Origin of the sequence: Streptomyces sp. UNOB3_S3 (assembly GCF_020740895.1) — a bacterium.
Taxonomy (GTDB): domain Bacteria; phylum Actinomycetota; class Actinomycetes; order Streptomycetales; family Streptomycetaceae; genus Streptomyces.
The window spans coordinates 1-18,552 of record NZ_JAILXP010000121.1 but is presented as its reverse complement, the minus strand read 5'-3'; the positions used below and the strand labels follow the sequence as shown (position 1 = coordinate 18,552).

The following is an 18,552-nucleotide window of genomic DNA, read 5'->3' as shown; positions in this document are numbered from 1 at the left end:
GCCCCCATACGGCCCGGCGGCACCGGCCCGCACCGCACCGCCGTCCCGGCCCAGCGCGCCCCGCGCGAGAAGGCCACGGGGGCCCCGGCGGCCACCCCGCAGATCCAGCTGATCCCGGCCACCGAGCAGGGCGCCCTGGACGCCGCGGACGAAGCCGTCGACGTGCTGCTCGACAGCGGCCGGGCCCCCGGCGAGGTGCTGGTCCTCACCACCGGCGACCCGCACCCCTGGGCCGCGCACGAGCTGTCCTTCGGTGAAGCGTCCTACTGGGCGCAGCACGACGCCGGGGACGACGTCTTCTACGCGAACGCCGACGCCCAGCGGGTCACGCCCCGCCCGGTCGTCGTCGTGGCCGTCAACGGCGGGCCGGACGCCGCGGTGGCCGGCGCGCTGCCCGCGGCCATGGCCCGCGCGGGCGCGCTGCTGATCGTCTGCGGCGACCCGCAGCGCGTCAACAGCCTCCTCTCCGCTGACGCCTGACGGACGCCCATGGCGGCCGGCAGCCCCTGAGGGAGCCGTCGGCCGCCGTGCCGTACCGCCTCACCGGGCCACCGTGCGGCGGTGCGCCTCGGGCGCTCCGCCGCCGGAGCTGAGCGGTGCGACCGGATAGACGGCGGAGCAGGGCCGGCGTCCGCTGCGCCCCTCGCCGAGGATCTGCCATCCGGTGCCGGTGAGCGTGATGTACGCGCCGCAGCGCAGGCCGTGCAGCGTGCAGGCGTCGCGCAGGGCCCACATCCACGCGCCGTCCTCCTCCGTCCAATGGGACTCGCCCTCGCGGCAGTAGAGCAGCACGGCCGTGCGGACGGGGGCGCGTCTGCGCAGATCATGGGGGAGCACCCGGCGCAGCTGGGTGAGGAGCGCGTTGCGCAGCTCCCAGCCGTCGGCGGGACTGGCGCGCCCGGTGTGGCGGACGAAGGAGGCGCTGGCCACGAGCCGTTCGTCCGGCTGGAAGACGGCGACGACCGCCGTGGACGGCGTCGGCGCGTGCCGGGCGTGGAGCCCGCTGACCACCTCGCGCGGATTGCGCAGCAGGGGGACTCCCGAGGCGATCCAGTCTGCGGGTTCGAGCAGCCTGCCCGGGCGGGGAACGGAGTCGGCGGACGAGGGTGGAGCGAAGCCGAAGGCCATGATTCTCCCTTCGTCTGCACGCCCACGATCCGGGGCGGGAGCTCAGGCAGGGCGTGCACCGCGGCGTGCGGCGCGACAGCGGTCCCGGCGGCCCGTGCGACGGGCGGGGGCGGGGGACCGGTCCAATTCTCGCGGCCCCACCCGCCGCGCGGCAACGATCAATTGCCGCCACTGACCGGTATCCGCTGTTCCGGGGCCCGGAGTTCCGGGCCGCCCGGCCGTCCCGCGCGTCACCCCTGAACGGCCAGGACCAGAGGGAACACCTCCTTCGCTCCGGAGCGCCGCAGCATCCGCGCCGCGACGGCGAGGGTCCAGCCTGTGTCGGCCATGTCGTCGACGAGCAGGACGGGCCCGCCGGCCGACGCCAGGGCCTCCGCGAGGGCCGGCGGCACGGTCAGCGCCCCGTCCAGCGCCCGCAGCCGCTGGGCGCTGTTGGTGCGCGGCACCCGGGTGTCCGCGTCCGTGTCCCGGTACTCGATCGTGCCGAGGAGGGGCATCCGGCCGATGGCGGCGATGCGCTCACCGAGCGAGCGGATCAGCAGCGGCCGGGTCCGGGAGGCGACGGTGACGACACCCACCGGGCGGGCCGGGGCGTCCGGGGCGCCGGACGCCCAACCGCCCGCTCCCCGGGCCCAGTCGGCCAGTACGGTCACCACCGCGTCCGCGACGTCGTCCGGAACGGAGGCGTCCGGGGCCTGGGGCGCGAGGAGGGGGCGCAGCCGATTGCCCCAGCCGATGTCGGAGAGCCGCCCGAGTGCCCGGCCGGGCGCGGCCTGCTCGCCCGGGGGGATCCGCCCCTTGAGGTCCACGCCGACCGCGGCCATCCCCGTCGGCCACATCCGGCGCGGCTCGACCTCCACCCCCGGTCGTCCCAGCTCGCCCCGGGAGGCGTCCAGGGCCGCGCCGGAGACGCCGGCGGAGAACCGGGACCCGGCGCAGTTGTCGCACCGCCCGCAGGGCGCCGCCGCCTCGTCGTCCAACTGCCGCCGCAGGAACTCCATCCGGCACCCGGTCGTCGCCGCGTACTCCCGCATGGCCTGCTGCTCCGCCTCGCGCTGCCGCGCGACCCAGGCGTAGCGCTCGCCGTCGTACGCCCAGGGCGCGCCGGTCGCGGTCCAGCCGCCGCGTACCCGGCGCACGGCGCCGTCCACGTCGAGGACCTTCAACATGGTCTCCAGACGGGAGCGCCGGAGGTCCACCAGCGGTTCGAGGGCGGGCAGCGAGAGCGGCCGGTCCGCGGCGGCCAGCACGTCCAGCGTGCGACGGACCTGCTCCTCCGGCGGGAAGGCCAGCGACGCGAAGTACTTCCAGATCGCCTCGTCCTCCCGCCCGGGCAGCAGCAGCACCTCGGCGTGCTCGACGCCGCGCCCGGCGCGGCCCACCTGCTGGTAGTAGGCGATGGGAGAGGAGGGGGAGCCGAGGTGGACCACGAAGCCGAGGTCGGGCTTGTCGAAGCCCATGCCCAGCGCGGAGGTGGCCACCAGCGCCTTGACGCGGTTGGCCAGCAGATCCTCCTCGGCCTGCTGGCGGTCGGCGTTCTCGGTCTTGCCGGTGTAGGAGGTGACGGTGTGGCCGCGGCGGCGCAGGAACACGGCGACCTCCTCGGCGGCGGCGACCGTGAGGGTGTACACGATGCCCGAGCCGGGGAGCTCGTCGAGGTGATCGGCGAGCCAGGCCAGGCGGTGGGCGGCGTCCGGGAGCTCCAGGACGCCGAGGCTCAGGCTCTCCCGGTCCAGCGGGCCGCGCAGGACCAGCGCCTCCTCCGTCCCTTCGCCCGTCCCCAGCTGCTCGGCGACGTCGGCGGTGACGCGGGCGTTCGCCGTGGCGGTCGTCGCGAGCACCGGCACCCCGGGCGGCAGGTCGGCGAGCATGGTCCGCAGTCGGCGGTAGTCGGGCCGGAAGTCATGGCCCCAGTCGGAGATGCAGTGCGCCTCGTCGACGACGAGCAGACCGGTGGCGGCGGCGAGCTTGGGCAGCACGTTGTCACGGAAGTCGGGGTTGTTGAGCCGCTCGGGGCTCACCAGCAGCACGTCCACCTCGCCCGCCGCGACCTCGGCCTGGACGGTCTCCCACTCCTCGGTGTTGGAGGAGTTGATCGTGCGCGCGTGGATGCCCGCCCGCGCGGCCGCCTCGACCTGGTTGCGCATCAGGGCGAGCAGGGGGGAGACGATCACGGTCGGGCCGCTGCCCCGCGCCCGCAGCAGGGCGGTCGCGACGAAGTACACCGCGGACTTGCCCCACCCGGTGCGCTGGACGACCAGCGCGCGACGGCGGTCGGCGACGAGGGCCTCGATCGCGCGCCACTGGTCCTCGCGCAGTCTCGCCGTGCCCGTGGCGTCACCGACGAGACGGGCGAGGACGGTGTCCGCCGAGGTGCGGAGGGCTTCGTTGGTCATGCCCCCATGCAACACGAGGACACTGACAACGCGCGAACCCGGTGGCCCGGCCTGTGGAAAACCCGCGCGGGCGGTTCTCCACAGCAGTAGTACGACAATACTTCTGGAGTTATCCACAGGGCTGGCGGGCCCGGACGGCCTCGCGGGACTCTCGGGCCATGACCCACCACAACGAGTCCTCCCGCCCCTCCACCGACTCCTCCGCCGCCTGGGACACCCCGCCGGACACGCAGATCACGCTGCGCAGCCCCGCCGAACTCGCCGACGCCCTCCCGTACTTGCTGGGATTCCACCCGAACGACAGCGTGGTGATGCTGGCCCTGCACGGTGAGCGCGGCCGCTTCGGCGGGCGGCTCAGGCTCGGCATCCCGGACCCGGAGGAGTGGCCCGACGTCAGCCGGCAGCTCGCGGAGACCCTGATCGCGGGCTGCGACAAGCGGGGCGCCCGGCCCGAGGGCATCGTGCTGTTCCTGTGCCAGGACCCCGCCGGTGGAGAGACCGGCCGCCAGGTGATGGAGCGGCTCCGCCCGCTGGCCCAGAGCCTGCGCCTGGCCTGCGGAGGGCTGGATGTGCCCGTCTACGAGGCGCTGTGCCTCTCCGACGGCCGCTTCTGGTCCTACTGCTGCCCCGACGAACGCTGCTGCCCACCGGACGGCGCGCCGCTGACCCCTCCCGGCACCTCGGTCATGGCCGCGGCCGCCGCCTACGCCGGGATCCAGGTGCGTGGAACGCTCCGCGAGATGGAGGCCCGGTACGCCCCGCTCACCGGAGGACGGGCGCTGGAGCAGCAGTCCGCGCTGGACGCGGCCGCCGCCGACCTCGTCCCGCGCATCCTGACCGGCACCGCCGGCCTGACCGTACGGCAGGAGACGCTGGACTTGGTGAGCCTGGTCGTGGGCCGGTTCCACACGGCCCGGCCCGTCGTCGGCAGGGCGGAGGCCGACGCCCGCGACGACGACCTGCTGGCCGCCGACGAGGCGGCGGCCATCATCCTCGGCCTTCAGGACCGCACCACGCGCGACCACGCGGCGGAATGGATGGAGGGGCCCCGGGCCCCGGCGGTGCTGCGCCTGTGGCGGGCTCTCGCTCGCCGGTGCGTGCCTCCTTATACAGAGCACGCGGCCGCGTCCCTCGCCCTGGCGGGCTGGGTCGCCTGGTCGACCGGCGACCACCCCGAGGCACGGGTCGCCCTGAGCCGGGCCCTGAGCGCCGACCCCGAATACCTCTTCGCCCAGCTCCTGCACCGCGCGTGCAACGACGGCATGGACCCCGAACACCTCCGCCGCTGTCTGCGCCGCGAACGCGCCGACCGCGCGGTGCACGCGGCGGCCCACGCCGAAGCGGCCCGCGCGGCGGCCGCGGACGCGAAGAGCCGGCAGCCCGCCACGACGGCGGGGCCCGGCCCGGAGACAGCGGCGGACGTGGGGTCCGGCGGCCCGGGCGGCCCCGCCCGCTCGGGCGGGCCGGGCTCTCCGGCCGGACCCGCGGGCCCGGTGGGCCCCGCGGGAGCCGGCGGGCCCGCAGGACGGGCGCGCACGCGGCGGCGCGGCGGGCAGCGGGGCGCGCGGAGCCGGCCATGAGCCCGGCCGCGGAGGGCCACCGTGACTTCGGCGGGCCCGGCGCCGTTCACCTGAGTGGCCGTAATCGTCGTCGGCGACCGCCGACGGCCATCCGGCGGTCCGGTCAGGACCCGCCGGGCCCGGACCGCGAGAGCCCAGGGAGCGCAGACACCGTGCAAGGCATCGCCCCCAAGGGTCCTTCGACCCACACACCCCAGCTGGTGCAGCGGCCGCCCGAGCAGCGGCGCGGCGGCAGCGCGCGCGCCCAGGCGCCGCAGCCCGTGCACGAATCGCTGATCTGCGTCGCCCTCCCGGCGCTCGCGATCTCCCGCGCGCACGGGCAGCTCACCGGGCACGGCCTCGACGGGTTCTACCGGAGCGGCCGCAGGCTCCTGGGCACCTGCCGGGTGCGGGTCGCGGGGGCCGATCCGGTGCCCGTGCAGGGGCGGATGATCAGCGCGGACCGCGCCCGCTTCGTCGGCACGGTGCGCACCCCGGCCGACGGCGGGCCGGATCCGGCCGTCACCGTCGAGCGGCTGCGCGAGGCCGAGGGCCTGGAGCGGATCGTCGTCCGCAGCTCGGCGGCGCAGGAGCTGACACTGCCGGTGGAGGTGGCCCTGGGGACCGACCTCGCCGAGCTGGCCGCGATCGCCGCCGGGGCTGCCGGGCCCGAGATCCCCGCCGATGTGCACGCCTCCGGGCTGCGCTGGTCGGCCCCGGGGATGCACACGGTGGTCACCGCCGACCCCGCCCCCGACGACGTCCTCGCCTCGGCGGGACTGCTGTGCTGGGAGATACGGCTGCCGCCCGGGGGCAGCAGGAGCATCGAGCTCCGGGTCCACCCCGAGCTGCCCGGCCGGCCGCACGCGGCGGAGCCGGCGGCGCACGGCCGCGGCGGGGCGGCGCCTCCTTGGGGAGAGGCGGAGGCCGACGGGGACGACCCACGGGTCGCGGCACTGCTGGCGACGGCCCTCGGCGACCTCCGCGCGCTCCTCGTGCGCGACCCCGTCCACCCGGGCGACGCCCATCTCGCCGCCGGCATCCCCTGGCGGTGCGGCCAGCTCGCTCCCGCCGAGGCCCTGTGGGCGGCCCGGATGACCCTGCCCCTGGGCGTCCGGCTGGCCGCCGGCACGCTGCGCACCCTGGCGCGCGCACAGATCACCGGCCCGGGCCCCGACACCGGCAGGATCCCCGGGGCGCTGCGGCACTCGGGCGCCCACCTGCCCCCCGGGTGCACCGGCGTCGAGGCGACCCTGCTGTTCCCCGTCGTCCTCGCCGAGGCCCGGCGCTGGGGGCTTCCCGAGCAGGAGACCGAGGCCCTGCTGCCCGCCGCCGAGCGGTGCCTGGAGTGGCTGCGCGCCGCCACCGGGGACCGGGTGTACCTCGCGGACCCGGCGCCGGGCGGGCCGTACCGCTGCGAGGTCCAGGCACACGCCCACCGGGCCGCGTCCCTCGGGGCGGATCTGCTGGAGGCATACGGCCGCCCCGGCGCGGAGGGCCTGCGCGAGGGGGCGGCGGCCCTGCGCCGCCGCTTCCGGGAGGACTTCTGGTCCGACGACCGCGGCGGCGGGCGGCCCGTGGCCGCGCGCACGCCCGACGGCCGGCCGATACCCCACCTGGGCTGCGCCGCGGCCCACCTGCTGGACACGGGGCTGCTCGGATCGGGGGAGTACGGCCCGGGGCTGCTCGACAGGGTGCAGACCGAGCAACTCGCCCGGCTGCTCGGCGGGCCCGCCCTCGACTCCGGCTGGGGGCTGCGCAGCCTGGGGGCGAAGGAGCCCGGGCACAACCCCTTCGGGCACCGAGGGGGAGCCGTGCGGGTCCATGAGACGGCGGTCGCCGTGGCCGGGCTGATGACGGCCGGATACGAGAAGGAGGCCGCCGGGCTGCTCCGGGGGGTCCTGGACGCCTCCGAGTCCTTCGGTCACCGGCTGCCGGAGATGTACGCGGGGGACCAGCGGACCACGGGCGGCGCGCCGCTGCCGCACCCGGCGGCCTGCCGGCCCGCCGCCGTCGCCGCCGCGGGCGCGGTCCAGCTGCTGACGGCGGCGGCCGGGGTGCGCCCCGACGTCCCGGCGGGCGGTGTGACGGTCCGGCCGCCGCGCTCGGCGCCGCTCGGCGAGCTGCGGTTCACCGGGCTGCGCGTCGCCGAGCGGCCGTTCTCCGTACGGATCAGCAGGCTGGGGCTCGGCATGGTCGAGGAAGCCGCCGCCGGCCTGCAGCTGGGGGTGTGAGTGGATGAGTGCCGGGTTCATGGCCGGGCCGTTCACGGGGAGAGCGCAAGAACCTGTTTATCGTCAGGCAGACGACTATGATCACGACATGCCCTACGACCCGTCGGCCTTCCCGCCCTTCGCAGTCACCGTCGACCTGGTCGTGCTCACCGTGCGACGCCACGCGCTGTGCGCGCTGGCCGTCCGCCGCGGCGAGCCCCCGTTCCAGGGCCGATGGGCCCTGCCCGGCGGGTTCGTGCGGGGCGACGAGGACCTGGCGACGGCCGCCGCCCGGGAGCTGGCCGAGGAGACCGGGCTGCACGCCCATGACCCGGCGGCGCCCGCGAACGCCAACGCCGCGCACCTCGAACAGCTCGCCACGTACGGCGACCCCAAGCGGGACCCCCGGATGCGCGTGGTGAGCGTGGCCCACCTCGCGCTCGCGCCCGACCTGCCGGCCCCGCGCCCCGGCGGCGACGCCCGGAGCGTGCGCTGGGCGCCCGTCGAGGACCTGCTGGACCAGGAGGTCGGGTACGGGCGCGAGGGCGAGCAGGCCGCGCCGCTGGCCTTCGACCACGCCCGCATCCTCGCGGACGGCGTCGAGCGCGCCCGGTCCAAGATCGAGTACTCCTCGCTGGCCACCGCCTTCTGCCCCCAGGAGTTCACGGTCGGCGAGCTCCGCAGGGTCTACGAAGCGGTATGGGGCGTCGCGCTGGACCCGCGGAACTTCCACCGCAAGGTCACCGGCACCCCGGGGTTCCTGGTGCCCACGGGCGGGACGACGACGCGCCAGGGCGGGCGCCCGGCGCAGCTCTTCCGGGCGGGCGGGGCCACGCTGCTCAATCCGCCCATGCTGCGGCCCGAGGCGTAGCCCCGGATCAGCAGGGTGCGAAAGGCGGCGGAGGGGCCCCGGCACGGCCGCCGGAGGGAACACGCAGCGGCACGGCCGCCTACATTGCGTAGCAAATAGGACATATCGGGTTACGGTGCTGCGGTACGGTCCCGCCGTCCCGCGAGTGAAGCCATGATCCAGGCCATCGGACTGACCAGCCTCTCCCGCCGCCACCAGCCCCCCGCCGTCGACGACCTCACCTTCGAGGCCCGCCCCGGGCGCGTCACCGTGCTGCTCGGCGAGCCCGGCTCCGGCAAGACCGCCGCCCTGCGCCTGATGCTGCGACTCGATCCGGGACGCGGCGTCGCGCTCTTCCGCGGCCGCACCCTGGACCGGATCCCCCACCCCGCCCGTGAGATCGGCGTCCTCCTCGGGGACGTTCCCGGGCATCCCGGCCGCACCGCCCGCGGACATCTGCGCATGCTCAGCGCCGCGGCCGGGGTCCCCGCCGAGCGCGCCGACGACGTCCTGGAGGTCGTCGGCCTCAGCGGCCTCGCCGACCAGCGCCTCGGCGACTTCTCGCTCGGCATGGACCGCCGCCTCGGCCTCGCCTCCGCGCTCCTCGGCGACCCCCACACCCTTGTCCTCGACGAACCCGCCGGCGGACTCTCCCCCCGCGAGACCGCGTGGCTCCACGGGCTCCTGCGCGGCTACGCGGCCCAGGGCGGAGCGGTCCTGGTCACCTCGCGCGATCCCGCCGAGGCCGCCCGGATCGCCGACCGGGTCGTCACCATCGACGAGGGGCGCCTCGTCGCCGACCAGGAGGGGACCGCCTTCTCCGGCACCCGGCTGCGCCCCCGCGTCGCCGTCCAGTCGCCCCTGGCGAACCGCCTCGCCCACGTCCTGGCCGAGGAGGCGGACTCGGCGGACGAACGGCTGGGCGGCCCTCCCGTCGAGGTCGTGCGCGAAGGAGGCAGCCGGCTCTTCGTCTACGGCAGCAGCTGCGCCGTCATCGGCGAGACCGCCTACCGCCACGGCATCCTCGTCCACCGTCTCGCGGAGGAGACCGTGGACACCGGCCCCGTCGCACCGCTGCGGCGTGCCGACGGCCGAGGCTCCGACGGCACGACCGACGAGGCCGGCGAGGACGGGGCGCCGGACGGGCCCGCCGTGCCGGAGGCCGCGGCCCGTTCCGGTCTGCGGCACCGGCTCCCCGCCCCGAGCCCGGCGTGGCCTCTGCGATACGAGCTGCGCCGAGCCACCGGCGTGCGCACCGGCTGGGGCGTTTCCGGCGGGGCGCTCGTCGTGTCCGTGCTCGCCTCCGTCCTGCTCGCGCGCGCCGGAGCCGCCCCGGCGTCCCGGCTGCTCACGGGCTGGCCGCTCTGGCTGCCCCTGCCGCCGGCCGCCTTCGCGGCCGGTCTCCTGGGCGCGCTCTCCTTCGGCCAGGAATTCCGCTATCCCGCGCTCGCCCCGGACCAGGGCACCGTGCCGCGCAGGCTGGGGCTGCTCGGCGCGAAGCTCGCCGTATCGGCGGGGACCGCCCTGCTCCTCGCGCTCACCGCGCTCGGCCTCGACGCCGCCGCCCTGCGGACCCTCTTCGGCGCGACTGTCCCCCTCCTCCCCGGCGGCTGGGGGGCCGCGCTCGTGGGCTGGGCCTCCCTCGTCCTGGGGTGCGCCTGGGCGGGACTGCTCGCGGCCGGGCTGTTCCGGTCCACCGCGCTCGGGCTGGTGGCGGTCCTCGCCGTGCCCACGCTGGTGGTGCCCGTGCTGGGCGGCGCGCTCTCCCGCCCCGAGGCCCGGTCGCTGATCGGCCTGCCGGAGCGGCTGCGCTCGGCGGCCCTGGTGCGCTGGCCGTCCGGGCTCGACCAGGGGATCGAGGCAGCGCTGCGCCTGATGTCCCAGCCGATCGGATGGGCGCTCGCGCTGTCGCTGGCGGGACTGCTCGGCGCGTATGTGCTGACCGTGATCCGCGGGCGGCCCAGGTGAGCGCTGTGCTAGTGCGGCCCGCCGGTCCGGAGCGAACGCAGAGTGACAATCGGCCCGGAGGGGCGGCGGAGAACCCGGCGAGGGCGTCACTCTCCGCAGTTGTCCAGCCTGGAAGGGCGCCCGATTCTGGCTATTTGAGCGTCAATTGCAAGGTAATGGGCGATCACCCTTTCGTGTGCTTTTCACCAAAGACCTCAAGGGCCTTCGAGGTGTCGCCGACAAAGGAAGCGTGAGTACCCTTGCGCACACCATGATGACCGCGGCTCGCCCCGCCGACTCCGGCCTCGCAGGCCCGGGCGAGCTTGACCGTTACTCCTACGCGGACGCCCCCGGGGCCGACCGCGGCGCCCCGCCCGCCTGGGACGGCGACGGGGAGCTGAGCCGCGCGGGCCGTCGCGCCGCAGGCAGCCGTGGCCGAGGGCTGCACGGCCAGCTCGTACAGCAGCTGGGCCAGATGATCGTCTCCGGTGACCTGGGCGCCGACCGCCCGCTGGTCCCGGAGGAGATCGGGCAGCGCTTCGAGGTCTCCCGCACCGTCGTCCGCGAATCCCTGCGCGTCCTCGAGGCCAAGGGCCTGGTCAGCGCACGCCCCAACGTGGGCACCCGGGTCCGGCCCGTCAGCGACTGGAACCTCCTCGACCCCGACATCATCGAGTGGCGCGCCTTCGGGCCGCAGCGGGAGGACCAGCGCCGGGAGCTGTGCGAGCTGCGCTGGACGATCGAGCCGCTGGCCGCCCGCCTCGCCGCGGGCCACGGCCGCGAGGACGTCCAGCAGCGCCTCGCCGACATGGCCGAGATCATGGGCCACGCCCTCGCCCAGGGTGACTCCCTCACCTTCACCCGCGCCGACGCCGAGTTCCACTCCCTGCTGCTCCAGGTCGCGGGCAACCGCATGCTGGAGCACCTCTCGGGGATCGTCTCCGCCGCCCTCCACGTCTCCGGCGCCTCCACCGGCGGCTGCGACCGTCCCACCGAGGCGGGCGTCGGGCAGCACCTGCGGATCGTCGACGCCGTCGCCGCCGGCGACGCGGCGGGGGCCGAGGCGGCCATGCGCCAACTGCTCGTCACCCACCCCGAGGTCGAGCGAGTGGTGCCCGCCCCGCGCGAGCACTGAGCGCGGGACGGGCCCCGCGGACGGGGCGGCACGTGCGGGGCCGCTCGCCCGGCGCGCGCGTACGGGGACGTACGCGCGCACCGGGCGAGCCGTTCCGTGCGGCCGCCGACGGCGGCAGAGTTCGCGATCTGTCCACTTCAGGGGCCTTTCACCCTGTTTTGGGGTGTGACTCGGGCCACGAGGATTGGGCGTAACGCTCCTTGTGACAGCGCGATGACTAAAGAGGTGGTGGCCGCGGAGGGAATACGCGCCTCGTTGGAGGTGCTGACTTCTCCGCACTACCGCCCACGCGCCGTCGGTTCATCCTTGCCGACGGTCGTCGGCCCGGTCCAGAGCGGACGGGGCCGGAAGCCGTTTCCATCGTTCCGAGAGGTTGTTCGTGTCGGCCAGCACATCCCGTACGCTCCCGCCGGAGATCGCCGAATCCGAGTCTCTGATGGCGCTCATCGAGCAGGGAAAGGCCGAGGGGCAGATCGCCGGCGACGACGTGCGTCGGGCCTTCGAGGCTGACCAGATTCCGCCAACCCAGTGGAAGAACGTTCTGCGCAGCCTCAACCAGGTCCTCGACGAGGAGGGTGTGACGCTGATGGTCAGTGCCGCAGAGGCGCCCAAGCGCACCCGCAAGAGCGTCGCAGCGAAGAGCCCGGCGAAGCGCACCGCCACCAAGGCCGTCTCCTCCAAGACGGTCACGGCCCGGCAGTCCTCCGTCTCGACGTCCACCACGTCCGCCACGGGCGCGTACGGCGACGAGACCGACGAGGCCGTGACGCCCGCCAAGAAGACCGCCGCCAAGAAGGCGACGGCCAAGAAGACGGTGGCCAAGAAGACCGCCGCCAAGAAGACGACGGCCAAGAAGACCGCCGCCAAGAAGGACGCCGACGAGCTCCTCGACGAGGATCTCCTCGAGGAGACCCCCACCCCGGGCAAGGGTGACGAAGAGGACGAGAGCGGCGAGAACAAGGGCTTCGTCCTGTCCGACGAGGACGAGGACGACGCCCCGGCCCAGCAGGTCGCGGTGGCCGGTGCCACCGCCGACCCGGTGAAGGACTACCTGAAGCAGATCGGCAAGGTCCCCCTGCTCAACGCCGAGCAGGAGGTCGAGCTCGCCAAGCGCATCGAGGCCGGTCTGTTCGCCGAGGACAAGCTGGCGAACGCCGACAAGCTGGCCCCGAAGCTCAAGCGCGAGCTGGAGATCATCGCCGAGGACGGCCGGCGCGCCAAGAACCACCTCCTGGAGGCCAACCTCCGTCTGGTGGTCTCCCTGGCCAAGCGCTACACCGGCCGCGGCATGCTCTTCCTGGACCTGATCCAGGAGGGCAACCTCGGTCTGATCCGCGCGGTGGAGAAGTTCGACTACACCAAGGGCTACAAGTTCTCCACGTACGCGACCTGGTGGATCCGCCAGGCCATCACGCGCGCGATGGCCGACCAGGCCCGCACCATCCGTATCCCGGTGCACATGGTCGAGGTCATCAACAAGCTCGCGCGTGTCCAGCGCCAGATGCTCCAGGACCTGGGCCGTGAGCCCACCCCGGAGGAGCTGGCCAAGGAGCTCGACATGACCCCCGAGAAGGTCATCGAGGTCCAGAAGTACGGCCGTGAGCCGATCTCCCTCCACACCCCCCTGGGTGAGGACGGCGACAGCGAGTTCGGTGACCTCATCGAGGACTCCGAGGCGGTCGTGCCGGCCGACGCGGTCAGCTTCACCCTCCTCCAGGAGCAGCTGCACTCCGTCCTGGACACCCTCAGCGAGCGCGAGGCCGGCGTGGTCTCGATGCGCTTCGGTCTCACCGACGGTCAGCCGAAGACGCTCGACGAGATCGGCAAGGTCTACGGGGTGACGCGTGAGCGCATCCGTCAGATCGAGTCCAAGACGATGTCGAAGCTGCGTCACCCGTCGCGCTCCCAGGTGCTGCGCGACTACCTCGACTAGTCCTGACACCAGTCCTGACAGAGCGATAGATCGATCGCCGTGGGGCCCGGTTCCTCTTCCGAGGAGCCGGGCCCCGCTGTTCTCCGGGATGCGGTGACCGGCGTGCGGGTTGACGCTGGGTAGGCAAAGAACTTCGCTCCGTCAGGAGGCTGTGTATGCGCGCCCTGAGGTACCCGCTGATCGGAACGGCCGTGCTGCTGCTGGTGGCCCCCGTCCCGGTGCGGGCGGGGAATCGCGGGATCATCGGCGGTCAGGCCGTGAAGGTCGCGGACGTGCCCTGGACGGTGGCCCTGGCGAGCCGTGAACGGTTCGGCCCCGTGCGGTCGGGCCAGTTCTGCGGCGGCGCCCTGGTGAGCCGTTCGACGGTCGTGACGGCGGCCCACTGCCTCAGCCGTGAGGTCCTCGGCGTCGAGATGTCCGAGGCGAAGGACCTGCGGGTGATCGTGGGACGCGACGACCTGCGGGGCGGGGGCGGGAAGGAGATCGCGCTCAAGGACGCCTGGGTCAACCCCGCCTTCAACCCCGAGACCAACGCCGGGGACGTGGCCGTCATCACGCTGGCCGAGCCGGTCACCGACAAGACCCCGATCGCCATGGCGAAGGAGGGGGACGCGGCCTACGTGCCCGGTACGGAGGCGGGCGTCTACGGCTGGGGCGACGTGGTCGGCAACGGCGCCTACTCGCCGACGCTGCGGGGCGCGCGGGTGGCCATCCTGGAGGACGGGATGTGCCGGCAGGCCTATCCGGGCGGCCCGGAGGGCGTCTATCAGCCGTCGACCATGCTCTGCGCGGGGCTGCCGCGCGGCGGGCGGGACGCCTGCCAGGGCGACAGCGGGGGCCCGCTGGTGGCACGGGGACGCCTCGTCGGGCTGGTGTCCTGGGGGAGCGGCTGCGCCCAGCCGGGCCGTCCAGGGGTCTATACGCGCGTCTCGGCGGTCGCCGCGCTGGTGTGGGCCCATAGCGTCGACCCGGCTCCGGGAGCCGCTCCTCCGGCCGTTCCGCCGCCCGCGCAGCCTCCCGTGGCGCCGCCGGTCAAGCCGCCGGCTCCCGCCGCGTCCCCGCAGGTGGCGCCGTCCGCTCCGGGGCCCGCGAAGCGGCCGGGCCGGAGACCGCGATGGGCCTGAGGGCGGCGCCGCCGGGTGGTGGCGGCCGGGGGAGGGTACGAGAGCGGGCGGCTTCCCCGGTGGGGAGGCCGCCCGCGGCTGTCCCGCCCTGGATGGCGGGACCTCGCTCGTCGTCGGATGCGATGTGTCAGCGCTGCACCGCGCGGACTCAGCGGTCCTCGTCGGACGCGGATGCCGGCACGGCGGTGAGCCGCTCCGTCTCGTCCTGTATCTCCGCGGCGATCTTCTTGAGTTCTGGCTCGAACTTGCGACCGTGGTGGGCGCAGAAGAGCAGTTCACCGCCGCTCATGAGAACGACGCGCAGGTAAGCCTGAGCGCCGCACCGGTCGCAGCGGTCAGCGGCCGTCAGCGGGCTCGCGGGGGTCAGAACAGTAGTCACGTCGCCTCTTCTCTAGCTCGACGAGCTGTCGTACCAGGGTCAACATCCAACCAGGCCGAAAACGTTCCCGCTCGTGGCTTTTCCTCGAAACTTCCTTTCGAGTGGGCCGGATCTTGACGTTTGGCGGCGAATGAGCCGTATTGCGTGGGCTTACGGTTTCACGTCGCTGGGGGTTGTCGTCCTCCCGGCCGGCTTGCCGGGTTGTTCTTGAGGACGTGCCCGGAGCCTAAATGGTTCATGCCTCGAAGGGAACGTGATGTGCATGTCACTCCATCGAGGTATCGAACAGGTGATCGAACCTCGATTAGCATGGTTGTTCTCAAGGGTGGCGGCACAAAGGCTCTACCTGGCCTCGGTACCCTCTGAACGGCAACTGAGCCACCCATGTGCCCCACTCGGGCCAGACAGAAATTCAGCGAGGAGCGAACCGCGTGACCGCCGAGACGTCCGTGCCGTCCACTGCGTTGCTGACCGGGGCAGACCGGGACGGATCCAACTACACCGCTCGGCACCTGCTCGTCCTCGAGGGACTGGAGGCCGTCCGCAAGCGGCCGGGCATGTACATCGGCTCGACGGACAGCCGCGGTCTGATGCACTGCCTCTGGGAGATCATCGACAACTCCGTCGACGAGGCCCTCGGCGGGTTCTGCGACCACATCGAGGTGATCCTCCACGACGACGGGTCGGTGGAGGTGCGCGACAACGGTCGTGGCATCCCCGTGGACGTCGAGCCCAAGACCGGGCTGTCCGGTGTCGAGGTCGTGATGACCAAACTGCACGCCGGCGGAAAGTTCGGCGGCGGCTCGTACGCGGCCTCCGGTGGTCTGCACGGTGTCGGCGCCTCCGTCGTCAACGCGCTCTCCGCGCGGCTGGACGTCGAGGTCGACCGGAACAGCCGGACCCACTCGATCAGCTTCCGCCGGGGCGTCCCCGGCATCTTCACCGAGTCGGGCCCGGACGCCCCCTTCGACCCCTCCGGCGGCCTGCTCAAGGGCAAGAAGGTCCCCAAGACCCGCACCGGCACCCGCGTCCGCTACTGGGCGGACCGCCAGATCTTCCTCAAGGACGCCAAGCTCTCCCTGGAGACCCTCTACGGGCGTGCCCGGCAGACGGCCTTCCTGGTGCCCGGGCTGACGATCGTCGTCCGCGACGAGCGGGCCCTGGACGGCGGGGCGATCACCGAGGAGACGTTCCGCTACGACGGCGGCATCAGCGAGTTCTGCGAGTTCCTCGCGCAGGACAAGGCCGTCTGCGACGTGCTGCGGCTGTCCGGGCAGGGCACCTTCAAGGAGACCGTGCCGGTCCTCGACGACCGGGGCCACATGACCCCCACCGAGGTCACCCGTGAGCTCGGCGTGGACATCGCCCTGCGCTGGGGCACCGGCTACGACTCCGCGGTGAAGTCCTTCGTCAACATCATCGCCACCCCCAAGGGCGGTACGCACGTCACCGGATTCGAGCGGTCGATCACCAAGACGGTCAACGAGGCGCTCCGGTCGGCCAAGCTGCTGCGGGTCGCCGAGGACGACGTCGTCAAGGACGACGCGATGGAGGGGCTCACGGCGGTCGTGACCGTCCGGCTGGCGGAGCCGCAGTTCGAGGGCCAGACCAAGGAGGTGCTGGGCACCTCGGCCGCCAACCGGATCGTCGCCAATGTGGTAGCCAAGGAGCTCAAGGCGTTCCTGACCTCCACCAAGCGCGACGCCAAGCAGCAGGCCCGGGCCGTGCTGGAGAAGGTCGTCGCGGCGGCGCGCACCCGTATCGCCGCCCGCCAGCACAAGGAGGCCCAGCGGCGGAAGACGGCGCTGGAGACCTCCTCCCTGCCGGCTAAGCTGGCCGACTGCCGCAGCGACGACGTCGAGCGCAGCGAGCTGTTCATCGTCGAGGGCGACTCGGCCCTCGGCACGGCCAAGCTGGCGCGGAACTCGGAGTTCCAGGCACTGCTGCCGATCCGCGGCAAGATCCTCAATGTCCAGAAGTCCTCGGTCTCGGACATGCTGAAGAACGCCGAGTGCGGCGCGATCATCCAGGTGATAGGAGCCGGGTCCGGCCGCACGTTCGACATCGACGCCGCGCGGTACGGGAAGGTGATCTTCCTGGCCGACGCCGATGTGGACGGCGCGCACATCCGCTGCCTGCTGCTGACGCTGTTCCAGCGCTACATGCGGCCGATGGTCGAGGAGGGTCGGGTCTTCTCGGCCGTGCCCCCGCTGCACCGGGTGGAGCTGACGCACCCCAAGAAGGGGCAGGACAAGTACATCTACACCTACTCCGACAGCGAGCTGCGGCAGACGCTGATGGAGCTGGACCGCAAGGGTGTCCGCTACAAGGAGAGCATCCAGCGCTACAAGGGTCTGGGTGAGATGGACGCCGACCAGCTCGCCGAGACCACGATGGACCCCCGTCACCGCACCCTGCGGCGGATCAACATCAGCGACCTGGAGGCCGCCGAGCGCGCCTTCGACCTGCTGATGGGCAATGAGGTCGCGCCGCGCAAGGAGTTCATCACCAACTCCGCCGCCACGCTGGACCGCTCGCGCATCGACGCCTGACGGCCCGGCGCGTCCGCCGCCCCGGCGGCGGGCGCCGCGCCGGACGTCCACCCCCGGGTGGAGAGGGCATCTCCACCCGGGATCCACCCGGGACCCACCCGTGCTCCGATACGCGCCGGGAGCCGACTCCGTAGCGTGGGACGCGTGGCGATCGAGAACTGGACCGAATGGCCTGCCCGCGAGGCGCTCGCCAAGGTGGGCGTGCCCCGGCGGCGCCAGGTGATGACGTGGGTGGTGCGCGTCGTCCTGGTGGGCGTCTTCCTGTGGGGGGTGCTCCACGAGGACGTCTTCCGCGGATGGGGGTACGCCGCGCTCGCGGTGGGTTTCCTGCTCTGCGCCGCCGCCGTGCGGGGGTGCTATCTGACGACGCTCGCCATGCGGCTGTGGCTCTCCATCGCGCTGCTGGGTGTGCCGGTGCTGGTGGGGGTGGCCGCCGAGGCGGCCGGGTCGCACGCCGCGGCGACGGGGCTGTGGTGCGTCAGCGCGGCCATCGCCGTGGAGCGGCTGCCCCTGGGCGCCGGGCTGGCCTTCGCGGGCGTGCCTCTGGGGGCGTATGTGCTGGCCACCCATGACCGGTCGGTGACGACCGCGGTGACGGTCGTGGGCGTGCTGCTGATCGGGTATTCGCTGCGGCTGGACGAGGAGGCCCGGGGCGCCGGGTTCCGCTTGCTGGCCCAGGAGCGGGCGGCCCGGCGGGCCGAGGCGGAGTCGGCGGCGCTGGCCGAGCGCGCCCGTATCGCCCGGGAGATACACGATGTGCTGGCGCACAGCCTCTCCGCGCAACTGGTGCATCTGGAGGCCGCCCGGCTGCTGATCGAGGGCGACGCGGACCGGCAGCGGATCCTGGAGCGGGTGTCGGCGGCCCGGGGCATGGCGCGCCAGGGCCTGGCCGAGACGCGGCAGGCGCTGTCCGCCCTGCGGGGGGAGCTCACACCGGTGGAGGAATTCCTGCGGGAGGTCGCGGCGGCCGAGGGGGCGCGGCTGGAGACGGCGGGGGAGCCGCGCGGGCTGCCCGCGGAGGCGGGGCTGGCGGTGCGGAGGGTCGCGCAGGAGGCGCTCACCAATGTGCGCAAGCACGCTCCCGGCGCCCGGGTGGAGATGCGGTTCACCTATCTGGAGCGAGAGGTCGAGCTCTGGGTGAAGGACAGCGGAGCGCGGGGCACGGTCGAGGGGCTGGCGGCCACCGGCGCCGGGTACGGTCTGCTCGGGATGAGGGAGCGCGCCGAACTGCTCGGCGGCACGCTGGAGGCCGGGCCGGCCGGATCGGACCAGGAGGGCTTTGTGGTGTGTCTGAGGGTGCCCACGTGATGGGCGGTACGAGCGGGGGAGCGAGCGG

The 18,552-nt window shown here is 73.8% G+C and carries 13 protein-coding genes; 10 read left to right on the top strand and 3 right to left on the bottom strand.

What is annotated here, in order from left to right; genetic code table 11:
- A partial coding sequence (locus K6I33_RS15520; protein WP_229352182.1) for a hypothetical protein occupies positions 1–480 on the top strand: 480 nt, incomplete at its 5' end.
- 60 nt (positions 481–540) lie between these two features.
- Here the strand turns inward: K6I33_RS15520 and K6I33_RS15515 are convergent.
- Both K6I33_RS15515 and K6I33_RS15510 read right to left on the bottom strand, forming a co-directional pair.
- Positions 541–1,128, bottom strand: coding sequence for a hypothetical protein (locus K6I33_RS15515; RefSeq protein ID WP_229352179.1), 588 nt, complete (start codon positions 1,126–1,128; stop codon positions 541–543).
- A gap of 230 nt (positions 1,129–1,358) precedes the next feature.
- Positions 1,359–3,524: a RecQ family ATP-dependent DNA helicase gene (locus K6I33_RS15510; RefSeq protein ID WP_229352176.1), complete on the bottom strand. Its 2,166-nt coding sequence runs from the start codon at positions 3,522–3,524 to the stop codon at positions 1,359–1,361.
- A 158-nt stretch (positions 3,525–3,682) separates the two neighbouring features.
- On the opposite strand from K6I33_RS15510, the gene K6I33_RS15505 reads away from it, so the two are divergent.
- The 7 genes from K6I33_RS15505 to K6I33_RS15475 all read left to right on the top strand — a co-directional run bounded on the left by K6I33_RS15505 (position 3,683) and on the right by K6I33_RS15475 (position 14,285).
- Positions 3,683–5,104 (top strand): DUF4192 domain-containing protein, encoded by a 1,422-nt coding sequence (locus tag K6I33_RS15505; RefSeq protein WP_229352173.1) that lies wholly within the window; start codon positions 3,683–3,685, stop codon positions 5,102–5,104.
- Positions 5,101–7,317, top strand: a complete 2,217-nt coding sequence (locus tag K6I33_RS15500; protein ID WP_374284661.1) for a glycogen debranching N-terminal domain-containing protein — start codon at positions 5,101–5,103, stop codon at positions 7,315–7,317. Before K6I33_RS15505 ends, K6I33_RS15500 begins: the two co-directional genes overlap by 4 nt.
- Positions 7,318–7,405: 88 nt before the next feature.
- On the top strand, positions 7,406–8,167 hold the full coding sequence (locus K6I33_RS15495; protein WP_229352171.1) for an NUDIX domain-containing protein: 762 nt from the start codon (positions 7,406–7,408) through the stop codon (positions 8,165–8,167).
- 153 nt (positions 8,168–8,320) lie between these two features.
- Entirely contained in the window at positions 8,321–10,114 is a 1,794-nt protein-coding gene (locus K6I33_RS15490) for an ATP-binding cassette domain-containing protein (RefSeq protein ID WP_229352168.1), read from the top strand.
- Positions 10,115–10,289: 175 nt separating this feature from the next.
- Positions 10,290–11,228, top strand: coding sequence for an FCD domain-containing protein (locus tag K6I33_RS15485; RefSeq protein ID WP_308297178.1), 939 nt, complete (start codon positions 10,290–10,292; stop codon positions 11,226–11,228).
- A gap of 379 nt (positions 11,229–11,607) precedes the next feature.
- The gene (locus K6I33_RS15480; protein WP_229352164.1) at positions 11,608–13,161 is read left to right on the top strand and encodes an RNA polymerase sigma factor; all 1,554 of its coding nucleotides are present in this window, start codon (positions 11,608–11,610) and stop codon (positions 13,159–13,161) included.
- A gap of 155 nt (positions 13,162–13,316) precedes the next feature.
- Positions 13,317–14,285, top strand: a complete 969-nt coding sequence (locus K6I33_RS15475; RefSeq protein ID WP_308297177.1) for a serine protease — start codon at positions 13,317–13,319, stop codon at positions 14,283–14,285.
- A 148-nt stretch (positions 14,286–14,433) separates the two neighbouring features.
- Here the strand turns inward: K6I33_RS15475 and K6I33_RS15470 are convergent, their stop codons facing one another.
- Positions 14,434–14,664: a hypothetical protein gene (locus K6I33_RS15470; protein ID WP_071961820.1), complete on the bottom strand. Its 231-nt coding sequence runs from the start codon at positions 14,662–14,664 to the stop codon at positions 14,434–14,436.
- A 431-nt stretch (positions 14,665–15,095) separates the two neighbouring features.
- Between K6I33_RS15470 and K6I33_RS15465 the strand changes: the two genes are divergently transcribed.
- Together K6I33_RS15465 and K6I33_RS15460 are read left to right on the top strand one after the other, a co-directional pair.
- The gene (locus K6I33_RS15465) at positions 15,096–17,216 is read left to right on the top strand and encodes a type IIA DNA topoisomerase subunit B (RefSeq protein ID WP_229352162.1); all 2,121 of its coding nucleotides are present in this window, start codon (positions 15,096–15,098) and stop codon (positions 17,214–17,216) included.
- Positions 17,217–17,360: 144 nt separating this feature from the next.
- The gene (locus tag K6I33_RS15460; protein WP_229352159.1) at positions 17,361–18,524 is read left to right on the top strand and encodes a histidine kinase; all 1,164 of its coding nucleotides are present in this window, start codon (positions 17,361–17,363) and stop codon (positions 18,522–18,524) included.
- Positions 18,525–18,552 lie beyond the last annotated feature (28 nt).